Here is a 12,147-nt window from a genome sequence, read left to right on the forward strand (position 1 = left end):
GACTGCCCCCATGGACGTCACCGAGACCGCCGAGAACCCCCCAGCCCCGCGCGCGCACCACGCGGCGCACGCCCTGCCCGAGGACCGCTCCCTCTCCTGGTACGCACGCCCGCTCGGCACCGCCTGGATGCTCCTGATCACCTCGATCGTGGCGGTCACGGCCACGATCATCATCATCGTGGAGCGCTCGATCCTCGCGGAGAACCCGAACTACAGGACCAGCTGCGACATCAACCCCTGGCTCTCCTGCGGCACGGTGATGCAGTCCTGGCAGGCGCACACCTTCGGCTTCCCGAACACCTTCGTCGGCATCGTCGCGTTCCCGGTGCTCATCACGGTGGCCGTGTCCCTGTTCGCCGGCGCCCGCTTCGCCCGCTGGTACTGGGTGCTGATGAACGTGGGGATCCTGGCCGGCTTCGCCTTCGCCGCGTGGCTCTGGTACTCGGCCGTGTACTCGATCGGCACCCTGTGCCTCTACTGCATGATCGTCTGGGCGATGGTCATCCTGCAGCTGGTGCTGGTCACCTCGCGCAACCTGCAGACCGGCGCCCTGCCCTCCTCCCCCGGTCTCGCGCGCCTGGCCCAGGACTTCGCCTGGCCCGTGATCGTGCTCCTCTACGCGCTGGTCTTCGCCTCCATCCTGCTGCAGCTCGGCCTGGGCGTGATCGGGATCCGCTGACCCTCTCCGACGCTCGACGACGACGGCCGCCCACCGATGCAGGTGGGCGGCCGTCGTCGTCCCGGGGCGTGCGCACCGGGGAGGGGAGGGTTCACGCGAACCAGATGGCGAGCTCGCGCTCGGCGGAGAGCGTGGAGTCGGAGCCGTGCACGAGGTTCTTCTGCACGCCCGCACCCCAGTCGCGGGCGTAGTCGCCGCGGATGGTGCCGGGGGCGGCCACCGTGGGGTCGGTGGCGCCGGCCAGGGAGCGGAAGCCCTCGATCACGCGGTCGCCGGCCAGGCGCAGCGCGACGACGGGACCGGAGCCCATGAACTCGAGGAGGGGTTCGTAGAACGGCTTGCCCTCGTGCTCCTCGTAGTGCGCGGCGAGCATCTCGCGGGTCGGGACCAGCATCTTCAGGTCGACGACCTCGTAGCCCTTGCGCTCGATGCGCGCGATGATCTCGCCGGTCAGGCGACGCTCCACACCGTCGGGCTTGACGAGGACGAGGGTCTCTTCGGGGTGATGGGTCATGGCGTGCTCCTGTTCGGGAAGGGGGGCGCGGCTCACGGGTGCCGTCGCATCCACCCTAGTTGCCGCCCCGGGCGCCGGGCCCGGGGCGGGAGGCGGCGGACGGCGTGGAGCCGCTCACGTCCGGGGGCCGGCCTCCTCGGGGTGGGAGGCCTCCCACGCGGCCTGGGCGCGGGCCCGGGCGGCGTTCTCCCGGTCGATCTGGTCGCCCTTGGTGATCGCGTACCACCAGGTCAGCGCGAACAGCGGGCCGATCACGAACATCGAGTACTCCCAGAACCCGGACGCGATCAGCACCGCCTGGATCGCCCAGCCGATCGCCACCCCCAGGGGCTTCCGGACGAGGGCGCAGTCCAGGACGGCGACGGCGGCGAGGGCCGTGAACGCGACGGCCACCCACGGGGCGTGGTCGGCCCCGCGGTTGAGGCCGAACAGCGTCATCCCGAGGAAGAAGAGCAGCACGGCCTCCAGGCACAGCACGGTGGAGGCGAACATCGCGCGCACCGACCGTGCGCGCTTCCGCTGCCCCGGCCGCCAGGCGCGCTGGGTCTTCGTCTCCCGTGCGGGGCGCCAGTCCTCGGCGCCGAAGCGCTCGTCGGCGGGGCGCCCGGGGCGCGGCTCGGTCGGTCCGCTCATCGGGTGTGCTCCTCTCGGTCGTCCAGCAGCTCCAGGACCTCGGGGTCCACGGCGTCCGCGTCGTCGTCCTCGAGGCCGACGGCCGCGAGCAGGTCCGCGGGGTCCATGCCGCGGGCGGCCACGGTGACCGGCCCGGCGTGGGCCGGCGCGCCCAGCAGGGACCGGACCTCGGCGGCCAGGGTGATGGAGCCGAGCACGAGCACGCCGCCGGCGGTGCCGGAGGCCAGGGCGTCGGCGCTGGTCTCCACCGCCTCGGCCCGACCCACGGCCCACTCCAGCGCGTCCGGCACGGACTCGGTGATGAAGAGGTCGTCCTCGGGCCAGCCGGCGTCCACCGCGAGCGCGGCCAGGTCCCCGGCGGGGATGGCGCGCGGCGAGGCCGACTGGGTGAGCGCGACGTCCGAGATGAGGTCGCCGAACTCGCGGTGGAGGACCTCGAGCATGGTGCGGGCGTCCTTCTCCTGCAGCACGCCGACCACCAGGGCCAGGCGGGTGAAGGAGAAGACCTCCTGCACGGCCCGGGCGGTGACGGCGACGCCGTCGGGGTTGTGGGCGGCGTCCACGACGACGGTGGGCGCGGTGCGCAGCACCTCGAGCCGGCCGGGCGAGGTGACCTGGGCCAGGCCCTCGCGGAGCAGCTCGACGTCCAGGGGGCGCTGACCGCCGCCGAGGAACGCCTCCAGGGCGGCGACGGCGACGGCGAGGTTCTCCGCCTGGTGCGCCCCGTGCAGGGGCAGGAACAGCTCGCGGTACTCGTCGGCGAGGCCGCGCACGTCCACCTGCTGGCCGCCGACGGCGAGCCGGCGCTCCAGCACGCCGAACTCGACGCCCTCGAAGCGGAACGGCACGTCGGCGGCGCGGGCGGCCTCGAGGAGGACCTGGGCGGCGTCGGCGTCCTGGGCGGCGGAGACCAGGAAGCCGCCCGGCTTGATGATCCCGGCCTTCTCCTCGGCGATCTCCGCCTCGGTGTCGCCGAGCAGGTCGGTGTGGTCGAGGGAGATGGGGGTGACCACGGAGACCGCGCCGTCGGCGACGTTGGTGGCGTCCGTGATCCCGCCCAGGCCCACCTCGAGGACGACGACCTCGACGGGGGCGTCCGCGAACACCGCGAAGCCGAGCACGGTGACGGCCTCGAAGTACGTCAGGCGGGGTTCGCCGGCGGCCTCCAACTCGGCGTCGACCGTGTGGACCATGGGGAGGATCTCGCCCCAGACGCGCACGAAGTCCTCGTCGGCCACGGGCTCGCCGTCCACGCTGATGCGCTCGGTGACGCGCTCCAGGTGGGGCGAGGTGTAGCGGCCGGTGCGCAGGCCGTAGGCCCGCAGCACCGCCTCGATCATCCGGGCCGTCGACGTCTTGCCGTTGGTGCCGGTCAGGTGGATCACCGGCGCGGCGTGCTGGGGGTCACCCAGCAGGGCGAGCACCCGGCGCACCGGGTCCAGGCGCGGCTCCATGCGGTGCTCGGGGGCCCGGGCGAGCAGGTCCGCGTAGACCTCCTCGACCGTGCCGGGCACGCGGCCCTCGGCGGGGGCGCTCATGCCTGGGCCTTCGCGACGGCGACGGCCACGGTCTTCATGGCGTCGTCGGCGGGGTCCCTACGCGGGTCCGCGGCGCCGGAGTCCACGAGGTCCAGCTCGACGGTGAGGGTCTCCTGCGCCACCAGATCGCGATGGGACTCGAGCGCGGCGACCACGGGCGCCGGGCCCTCGATGCGGGTGCGCACCCGGTCCGCGACGTCCAGGCCGGCGTCCTTGCGGGCGGCCTGCACCGCGCGGATGACGTCGCGCGCGACGCCCTCGGCGGCCAGCTCTGCGGAGACCGCGGTCTCCAGGACCAGGAACCCTCCGCCGGGGAGCACGCCCACGGCGGTGCCCTCCGGGGCACCGGTCGAGACGGTGCGCAGCTCGTAGAGCTCGGGCGCCAGCGTCACCACGGCGCCGTCGGCGAGGGTCACGTCCAGGCCCTGCTCCCCCTCGGCGTAGGCGCCGGCGTCGACCGCCTTCTTGATCAGCGGGACCTGCCTGCCGAAGTGCTTGCCCAGCTCGCGGAAGTTGAGCTTCAGCTCGGTGCCGATGCCGTACCGGGAGATGGCCTCCTCGGAGAGCTCGGTGAGGCGCACCTCCTTGAGGTTGAGCTCGTCCGCCACGATCCGCGTGAACGTGCCCTCCAGCGCGGCCGCGTCCGGCACGACGACGGACATCGCCGCCAGCGGCAGGCGCACGCGGCGCTTGGCCCCCTTGCGCAGGGCCGAGCCCGCCGAGGTGATGGACCGCACCAGGTCCATGCGGGCCACCAGGGCGTCGGCCTCCGGGCCGTGCGGGAACAGGTCCGCGTCGGGGTAGTCGGTCAGGTGCACGGAGCGCCCTCCGGTGAGGCCGCGCCAGATCTCCTCGGCCACCAGCGGCAGCAGCGGGGCCGCGGCACGGGTGAACGCCTCCAGCACCGTGGAGAGCACGTCCATGGCGGCCGTGTCCTCGGCGAAGAAGCGCTCGCGGGAGCGGCGGATGTACCAGTTGGTCAGGGTGTCCATGAAGGCCCGCAGCGCGTCGGCGGCGTCGGAGACCTCGTAGGCGTCCAGGGCGGCCTTGACCTGACGGAGCATGGTGCCGCAGGCGGCGAGCACGTACTGGTCCAGCGGGTCCTCCGCGGTGTGCCGCTCGGACGCGCGGTACCCCTCCGGGCGCGCGCCGCCGTCGTGCGCGGTGTTGGCGTACAGCGTGAAGAAGTGCCACGCGTTCCACAGCGGCAGGATGACCTGGCGGGTGGCCTCGCGGATGCCCTCCTCCGTGACGATCAGGTTGCCGCCGCGCAGGATCGGGGAGGCCATGAGGAACCAGCGCATGGCGTCGGAGCCGTCGCGGTCGAGGACCTCGGTGACGTCCGGGTAGTTCCGCAGGGACTTGGACATCTTCTGCCCGTCCGAGCCCAGCACGATGCCGTGGGAGATCACGTGGGAGAACGCCGGCCGGTCGAACAGGGCGGTGGCCAGGATGTGCATCGTGTAGAACCAGCCGCGCGTCTGCCCGATGTACTCCACGATGAAGTCCGCCGGGTTGTGCGTGGGGAACCAGTCGGCGCGCTCGAACGGGTAGTGCACCTGGGCATAGGGCATGGAGCCGGAGTCGAACCAGACGTCCAGGACGTCCTCGACGCGGCGCATGGTGGCGCCGGCCGCCGCGGCCTCCGGGTCCGGGTGCGGGCGGGTGAGGTCGTCGATCCACGGGCGGTGCAGGTCCACCTCGCCGTCGGCGTTGCGGGGCAGGCGGCCGAACGCCTCCTCCAGCTCGGCCAGGGACCCGTAGACCTCCTGGAGCGGGTAGTCCGGGTGGTCGGACTCCCACACGGGGATCGGGGAGCCCCAGTAGCGGTTGCGGGAGATCGACCAGTCGCGGGCGTTGGCCACCCACGTGCCGAACTGGCCGTGCTTGACGTTGCCCGGGATCCAGGTGATGTCCTCGTTCAGCTCCAGCATGCGGTCCTTGACCTTCGTCACGGACACGTACCAGGAGGTGATGGCCCGGTAGATCAGGGGCGTGCGGCAACGCCAGCAGTGCGGGTAGGAGTGCTCGTAGGAGGCCTCGCGGGCGATCCGGCCGAGGGCGCGCAGGGCGCGGATGATGGTGCGGTTGGCCTCGAAGACCTGGACGCCGGCGATGTCCTTCAGGTCGCCGCGCCCCTGGCCCTCGCGGGCGAACAGCGGCAGGAAGCGGGCGCCCTCGTCCACGGAGAGCAGCACCGGGATGCCGTTGGCCTCGCAGACGCGCTGGTCGTCCTCGCCGTAGGCCGGGGCCTGGTGGACCACGCCGGTGCCGTCGTCGGTGGACACGTAGTCGTCCACGAGGATGCGGTGCACCCCGTCCAGGGTGAGCGTGCGGGCGCCGACCGGGAACGTCTCCCCCGCGTGCGCCTCGAACACGTCCGTGAACAGGGGTTCGTAGCGCAGGCCGCCCAGTCGGGCTCCCAGCACGGTGCGCTCGACGGCGGCGCGGGCCGCGTCGGCGTCGGCGTAGCCGAGCTCCTTGGCGTGCGCGCCCACCAGGTCCACGGCCAACAGGAAGCGCTCGGCGGCGGCCACCGTGGCGCCCTCCGGGCCGGCCGGCACCACGGCGTACTCGATCTCCGGGCCGACGGCGAGGGCCGCGTTGGTCGGCAGCGTCCACGGCGTGGTGGTCCAAGCCAGGACGTGCACGCCGGCGAGCTCGTCCGCGAGCGCGGCGTCCGCACCGCCGGCCGGGACCAGGGCGGCGTCGTCGGGCAGGCCAAGGATCGGGAAGGACACCGTGACGGAGGGGTCCTGGCGCATCTTGTAGACGTCGTCGTCCATGCGCAGCTCATGGTTGGACAGCGGAGTCTCGTCGTGCCAGCAGTAGGGCAGCACGCGGAAGCCGCGGTAGGTCAGGCCCTTGCGGTGGAGCTCGGAGAACGCCCAGATCACGGACTCCATGAAGTCCGGGGTGAGGGTCTTGTAGTCGTTGTCGAAGTCCACCCAGCGGGCCTGGCGGGTGACGTAGCGCCTCCACTCCTCGGTGTACTTCAGCACGGAGGAGCGGCAGGCGTCGTTGAACCGGTCGATGCCCATGGCCTCGATCTCGGACTTGTCCGTCATGCCCAGCTGCTTCATGGCTTCGAGCTCGGCGGGGAGGCCGTGGGTGTCCCAGCCGAAGCGGCGCTCCACGCGGCGGCCCTGCTGCGTCTGGTAGCGGGCCACGAGGTCCTTGACGTACCCGGTGAGCAGGTGGCCGTAGTGCGGCAGGCCGTTGGCGAAGGGCGGGCCGTCGTAGAAGACGAACTCGTTCTGGCTGCCGTCCTCGTTCACCGCGGGACGGGCGTCGATGGAGGCCTGGAAGGTGCCGTCCTCGTCCCAGTAGCGCAGGATGCGCTGCTCGATCTCCGGCAGCAGCGGGGAGGCGGGCGTGGCGCCGGCGGGGTCGGTGGAGGCGAGGGGGTACACGGCGGTCCTTCACGGGTCGGGGGTGCGGTCCGTGCGAGGACGCTCGTCGCGGCTCCGGGGAGCCGGGCGGGCGCGGTACCACCTCGCTTGCCGGGCGCGCGGCCCGACCTCTTCGTGACGGCTGTGACGGGCCTGCCCGTCCGGGTCTACTGGGGTCCGCGGGAGGGCCTGTTCTTCCGGAGGCTCGCCGGTGATGGCCGGGTCGACGCCTGTGGGCGCCAGTCTAGACGACGCACGCGGCGGCGCCGAAGGGGGCGCCGCCGCGTGACGGTGCTGGCCGGCCGAGCCGACCGCGAACCCGGGGTCAGATCCCGCCGCGGACGACGGCGGCGTGGTCGCCGTCGAGGTCCACGTGGACGGCGTCGCGGCCCGAGGCCCAGAACAGGAGCTCGCCGACGGGGCCGCTGACGGTCACGGGGGCCTTCACGGCAACGGCCTCGCGGGCCACCGTGATGGGGGCGCGGCCGGGAGCCTGGAGGACGACCGGAGCGGCGGACTTGCGCAGCAGCAGCGGGGCCATGCGGCGCAGCGAGCGGTAGAGGGCGTCCTCCTCGGAGGGCGTGAAGTCGCGGGGCGCGGGCGTCACGCCGCCGGCCACGGCCTCGCCGCGGCGGACGTCCTCGAGGTGGATGAAGTGCTCGGCGGCGTTGACGTGCCTGTCCGCCACACGCATCGGATTCAGCGAGGCGGGGCCCTGGGACCACTCGCCGACAACGTCGACGTACTCGCGGCGCTTGGTGTGGGCGGTCAGGCGGTCGAGGTGGCCGGCGAGCGGCTTGACGAACATGGAGGCCATGGCGTCCGGGCGGTTCTCACGAAGCCACAGGTGGGCGGCGAGGTCCCGGGTGCTCCAGCCCTCGCAGAGGGTCGGGGCGTGGGGGCCCTTCTCGAGCAGGAGGTCAGCGAGGCGGGCGCGTTCGGCTGCGGCGAAGGTGGTCATGGGCACCACGGTAGGGAGCGGGCCGCGGCGCGGGCGAGGGGTGGACCGCGCCCGGCCTCGCATCCACCCGACGGGAGGGCTCAGCCTCCGGCGCCGAGGAGGATGCTCTTCCGGGAGATGCGGGTCATCTCCTCCCGGTCCACGACCTTCACCCGCTCCCGCGCCACCGGCCCGGCCTCCGTCGCCTGCGCGCCCAAGGACTTCTCATGGTCATCCAGAGCATGCCAACCAGCCCACGTGGTGTACGGGACCTCACGGGACTCCAGCAGCTCGATCACGGACTCTTCCGACGGCTCCTGAGCCCGCCACAGCCCCGGCTCGTCCTCGATCAGATGCGTGATCGTCTCCAAGGAGTCACCCTTGGTGTGCCCGATCAACCCCACCGGACCCCGCTTGATCCACCCCGAGGCATACAGCCCCGGCACCGGGGCACCGTCCGCGTCGAGCACCCGGCCCTCCGCGTTCGGGATCACCCCGCGCACCTCATCGAACTCCACCCCCTCCACCGGAGACCCGAAGTACCCCACCGCCCGGTACACCGCCTGCACCGGATAGTCCACGGTCTCCCCCGTCGGACGGACCCCACCGGAACCGTCCAACTCCATCCGGCGCATCCGCAGACCATCCACCCGGCCGTCCCCGTCCTCGTCCAGGAACTGCTCCGGGGCCTGCAGGAAATGCAGGTGCAGCCGACGCGAGGCGCTCTGCTGACGGTCCTCCTGCTCCATGAGCCAGTTCGTCAGCGTCCCCACCATGGTGCGGACCTGGTTGTTCTCCTCGATGGCCTGCTCCGAGGCCTCATCGAAGTCGAAGTCCTCCTCGTACAGCACGATGTCCACATCCCGGGAATGCGCCAGCTCCCGCAGCTCCAACGGGGTGAACTTCACCTGCGCCGGCCCGCGCCGACCGAACACGTGCACGTCTGTGACCGGGGAGGCGGCCAGGTCCCGGTACACGTTGTCCGGGATCTCGGTGGGCAGCAGGTCCTCGGCATGCTTGGACAGGATCCGGGCCACATCCAGGGCCACGTTCCCGTTGCCGATCACCGCCACCTGGGTGGCCTCCAACGGCCAGTGCCGCGGCACATCCGGGTGCCCGTCATACCAGGCGGCGAAGTCCGCGCCACCGAACGAGCCGGCCAATTCCACCCCCGGCACGTCCAGGGCCGCGTCCCGCACCGCCCCGGTGGAGAACACGATCGCGTCATAGTGCCGACGCAGATCCGCCAGGCTCAGATCCGTGCCGTAGTCCACATTCCCCAGGAAACGGATGTCCCCGCGGTCCATGACCTTGTGCAGCGCGTTCACGATGCCCTTGATACGCGGATGGTCCGGGGCCACCCCGTAACGGATCAGGCCGAACGGGGCCGGGTACCGGTCGAACAGGTCGATGCTGACCCGGAAGTCCCGCTCCTCCTTGGTCAGGATGTCCGCCGTGTACACCCCGGCGGGCCCGGCACCGATGATGGCGATGCGCAACGGGCGGTCGGGCCTCGAGGACGAGGGGGTCGGGGTCATGCTCGTGCTCCTTCGGAGGTCGGGTTCAGGGTCGAGATCGGGGCAGGGACACCGGCCGCAGGCGCGCCGGTGGCGTAGGGGCTCAGGCGCACGACGTCGCCCACGACGATCACGGCGGGGTTCTCCACACCGACGGCGGCCGCCTGCGCGGCGATGGTCTCCACCGTGCCCACGGTGACCCGCTGGTCCGGCATCCAGCCACGCTCGATGATCGCCACGGGCGTCGCGCCGTCGAGGCCGCGCTCCGTCAGTCGGCGCGCGGTGTCCGCGAGCCGGCGCACGCCCATCAGCAGGACGAGCGTGTGGTCGGCCCGGGTGGGCACTTCGGCCAGCTCTTCGTGGCCGGTCACCAGCGTGAAGCCGGTGGCGACACCGCGATGGGTGACCGGGATCCCCGCGGCGGCGGGCACCGAGACGGCGCTCGTGACACCGGGGACCACCTCGACGTCGACGCCATGGGCGCGGCAGTGCGCAGCCTCCTCGCCGCCGCGGCCGAGCACGTACGGGTCGCCGCCCTTGAGCCGGACGACGAGGCGGCCGGCCCGGGCCTCCCGGACCAGGACGGCGTTGATCTCGTCCTGCGTGGCCAGGTGGTTCCCGGGGGCCTTGCCGACCTCGATCACGGGCACCGCCGGGTCCAGCTCGGCCAGGAGGGCGCGCGGGCCCAGCCGGTCGGCGACCACCACGTCGGCCTCCGCGAGCAGCTGTCGGCCGCGCACGGTGATGAGCCCGGAGTCGCCGGGGCCGCCGCCGACGAGGGCCACGCGACCGGGCTCGGAGGACGCGCGCCGCCGGCGCAGCGGCAGCCGCCCCGTGGACAGGGCGAGGGTGATCGCGTCCTTCAGGGCGCGGGCGCGGCGAGGGTCTCCCCCGGCGTTGACGGCCACGGTCACGTCCCCGGCCCGGGCGACGGCGGGCGTCCAGGCGGCGGAGGACTCGGCGTCGGAGGCGTCGACACACCAGACGCGGCGGGCCTCGGCGTCGGAGGCCACGGCCCCGTCCACGGCCCGGTCGCCGGTGGCGGTCTGGGCGAACCAGACCCCGTCGAGGTCGGACGGGCGGTAGGGGCGGCGGTGCAGGGTGAGCAGGCCGGCCGCCGCCAGCCGCTCCACCTCCTCCCCCGGCTCCGGGGCCACCACGGTGACGAGCGCGCCGGCGTCGAGGAGGGCGCCCACGCGGCGGCCGGCCACGCGCCCGCCGCCCACGATCAGGACGGGACGGCCGAGCAGACACAGGGAGGTGGGGTACAGATCGGACGCGGTCATCGCGTGCTCCCTTCCAGCAGCCCCTGGCGGCGCAGCATGCGCCGCTCGACGGGGCCGAATGCGGTCAGTTCGACGAGGACGCCGACGGCCAGGATGGCCAGGACGGCGCAGAGGACGACGGCGAGGTCGGACTCGGCCCGTCCCTGGTGGAGCAAGGTCCCGAGTCCGACGCCCATGGGCCCGCCGACGGCGATGATCTCGGCGGCCATGAGGCCTCGCCACGCGAAGGCCCAGCCCTGGCGCAGGCCGGAGACGAAGGCGGGCAGGGCGGCCGGGAGGACCACCAGCAGGGCGGTCTCGAGGCGCGAGGCGCCCAGCACGCGGGCCGCGCGACGCAGCTGCGGCGGCACCTGGTCCGTGCCGGTGGTGAGGCCGGCGACCACGGCGGGGACGGCGCCGGTGAGCATCACGAAGTACGCGGTGGCGTCGCTGAGGCCGAACCACAGCACCGCGAGCGGCACCCAGGCCACGTTGGGCAGCACCATCAGGGCCGTGAGCAGCGGGCCGAACGCCCGTCGCAGGACGCTGACCTGTCCGAGCAGCAGGCCCAGCCCGACGCCGACGACCACGGCGAGGGCGAAGCCCACGACGGCGCGGCCCACCGACGTCGCCACTGCCTGCTGGACGAGGCCCTGGGCCCACAGCGTCCCGAAGGCCCTGAGGACGTCGCCGGGACCGGTGATCGGCTCGCCGCGCGCAGCGGCCAGCCACGCGGCGACCTGCCAGATCGCCACGAGCAGGACGACGGCGGCCACCGGGAGCAGGACCCGGCTCCAGTCCCACCCGGCCAGACCCGTCCGTCGGGTCGAGTCGACGGCCTGGAGCGCGTCGAGGCCGCTGTCGAGCTCGCGCAGCTCGTCGTCGGCGGCGGCCCCCGGCGCGCGGCCGGGGGCGTCGAGGGTGGGGGTGTCAGTGCGCATGGCGACGGATCTCCTGACCGAGTCGGGCGGTGATGGCGGCCGTGAGGGCGGCCGCGGCGGGCGCGTCGTGGTGGGCGGCTGCGGGCACGTCCCATTCGGCGACGACGCGACCCGGCCGTGAGGACAGCAGCAGCACCCGCTGGCCGAGGCGGACGGCCTCGGCCACGTTGTGGGTGACGAACACGACTGTCCGACCGGTCTGCCGCCACACGCGCTCGAGCTCGACGTGCAGCAGGTCGCGGGTGATCGCGTCCAGCGCGGCGAACGGCTCGTCCATGAGCAGCAGGGGGCGGTCCTGGGCGAGGGCCCGGGCCAGGGCGACGCGCTGGCGCATGCCGCCGGAGAGCTGGTGGGGTCGCAGGTCGGCGGCGTCGCCCAGATGGACGAGGCGCAGCAGCTCCCCGGCACGCTCCCGACGCCCCGCTGCGGGCACGCCGGCGAACCGGAGGGCGAGCTCGATGTTGCCGCGGGCGGTGAGCCACGGGAAGAGGGCGGCGTCCTGGAACATGAACGCGGCCCCCTCCCGGGGGGTCTTGACGACGCCCGCGGTGGGCGCCTCGAGCCGGGCGATGAGGTTCAGCAGGGTGGACTTGCCGCATCCGGAGGCGCCGAGCAGGCAGACGAACTCGCCCGGCTCGATCCGCACGGAGACGTCCTCCAGCACGGGCGTGGGCCCGCCGAAGCTCTTGCCCACGTCCTCCATCACCACGGTCATGACCGCTCCCCTC

Annotated in this window: 10 protein-coding genes; 1 reads left to right on the forward strand and 9 read right to left on the reverse strand. The window is 73.3% G+C overall.

What is annotated here, in order from left to right; genetic code table 11:
• Window positions 1-10: 10 nt before the first annotated feature.
• Window positions 11-679, forward strand: a complete 669-nt coding sequence (locus KW076_RS09225) for a vitamin K epoxide reductase family protein (protein WP_224355063.1) — start codon at window positions 11-13, stop codon at window positions 677-679.
• 91 nt (window positions 680-770) lie between these two features.
• Here KW076_RS09225 and ndk read toward each other — a convergent pair whose 3' ends face one another.
• The 9 genes from ndk to KW076_RS09270 form a co-directional block, all read right to left on the reverse strand.
• A complete protein-coding gene (gene ndk, locus KW076_RS09230) occupies window positions 771-1,193 on the reverse strand; it encodes a nucleoside-diphosphate kinase (protein WP_224355064.1) in 423 nt (140 codons plus the stop codon).
• 114 nt (window positions 1,194-1,307) lie between these two features.
• A complete protein-coding gene (locus KW076_RS09235) occupies window positions 1,308-1,826 on the reverse strand; it encodes a DUF4233 domain-containing protein (RefSeq protein ID WP_224355065.1) in 519 nt (172 codons plus the stop codon).
• Window positions 1,823-3,364, reverse strand: a complete 1,542-nt coding sequence (locus KW076_RS09240; RefSeq protein WP_224355066.1) for a bifunctional folylpolyglutamate synthase/dihydrofolate synthase — start codon at window positions 3,362-3,364, stop codon at window positions 1,823-1,825. Before KW076_RS09240 ends, KW076_RS09235 begins: the two co-directional genes overlap by 4 nt.
• Window positions 3,361-6,777 (reverse strand): isoleucine--tRNA ligase, encoded by a 3,417-nt coding sequence (gene ileS / locus KW076_RS09245; RefSeq protein ID WP_224355067.1) that lies wholly within the window; start codon window positions 6,775-6,777, stop codon window positions 3,361-3,363. The genes KW076_RS09240 and ileS overlap by 4 nt, the downstream gene beginning before the upstream one ends.
• 304 nt (window positions 6,778-7,081) lie before the next feature.
• Window positions 7,082-7,717, reverse strand: a complete 636-nt coding sequence (locus tag KW076_RS09250) for a TIGR03085 family metal-binding protein (RefSeq protein WP_224355068.1) — start codon at window positions 7,715-7,717, stop codon at window positions 7,082-7,084.
• 80 nt (window positions 7,718-7,797) lie between these two features.
• A complete protein-coding gene (locus KW076_RS09255; protein WP_224355069.1) occupies window positions 7,798-9,234 on the reverse strand; it encodes an FAD-dependent oxidoreductase in 1,437 nt (478 codons plus the stop codon).
• The gene (gene cobA / locus KW076_RS09260; RefSeq protein WP_224355070.1) at window positions 9,231-10,499 is read right to left on the reverse strand and encodes a uroporphyrinogen-III C-methyltransferase; all 1,269 of its coding nucleotides are present in this window, start codon (window positions 10,497-10,499) and stop codon (window positions 9,231-9,233) included. The genes KW076_RS09255 and cobA overlap by 4 nt, the downstream gene beginning before the upstream one ends.
• Window positions 10,496-11,419, reverse strand: a complete 924-nt coding sequence (locus tag KW076_RS09265; protein WP_224355071.1) for an ABC transporter permease — start codon at window positions 11,417-11,419, stop codon at window positions 10,496-10,498. The genes cobA and KW076_RS09265 overlap by 4 nt, the downstream gene beginning before the upstream one ends.
• The gene (locus tag KW076_RS09270; protein ID WP_224355072.1) at window positions 11,409-12,134 is read right to left on the reverse strand and encodes an ABC transporter ATP-binding protein; all 726 of its coding nucleotides are present in this window, start codon (window positions 12,132-12,134) and stop codon (window positions 11,409-11,411) included. The genes KW076_RS09265 and KW076_RS09270 overlap by 11 nt, the downstream gene beginning before the upstream one ends.
• Window positions 12,135-12,147 lie beyond the last annotated feature (13 nt).

It is taken from the genome of Micrococcus porci (genome assembly GCF_020097155.1).
Lineage (GTDB): Bacteria > Actinomycetota > Actinomycetes > Actinomycetales > Micrococcaceae > Micrococcus > Micrococcus porci.

Bases quoted from the DNA above. Each gene is read 5' to 3' on its own strand.
- KW076_RS09225 (WP_224355063.1), top strand. From the start codon at position 11: ATGGACGTCACCGAGACCGCCGAGAACCCCCCAGCCCCGCGCGCGCAC.
- ndk (WP_224355064.1), bottom strand. From the start codon at position 1,193: ATGACCCATCACCCCGAAGAGACCCTCGTCCTCGTCAAGCCCGACGGT.
- KW076_RS09235 (WP_224355065.1), bottom strand. From the start codon at position 1,826: ATGAGCGGACCGACCGAGCCGCGCCCCGGGCGCCCCGCCGACGAGCGC.
- KW076_RS09240 (WP_224355066.1), bottom strand. From the start codon at position 3,364: ATGAGCGCCCCCGCCGAGGGCCGCGTGCCCGGCACGGTCGAGGAGGTC.
- KW076_RS09250 (WP_224355068.1), bottom strand. From the start codon at position 7,717: ATGACCACCTTCGCCGCAGCCGAACGCGCCCGCCTCGCTGACCTCCTG.
- KW076_RS09255 (WP_224355069.1), bottom strand. From the start codon at position 9,234: ATGACCCCGACCCCCTCGTCCTCGAGGCCCGACCGCCCGTTGCGCATC.
- cobA (WP_224355070.1), bottom strand. From the start codon at position 10,499: ATGACCGCGTCCGATCTGTACCCCACCTCCCTGTGTCTGCTCGGCCGT.
- KW076_RS09265 (WP_224355071.1), bottom strand. From the start codon at position 11,419: ATGCGCACTGACACCCCCACCCTCGACGCCCCCGGCCGCGCGCCGGGG.
- KW076_RS09270 (WP_224355072.1), bottom strand. From the start codon at position 12,134: ATGACCGTGGTGATGGAGGACGTGGGCAAGAGCTTCGGCGGGCCCACG.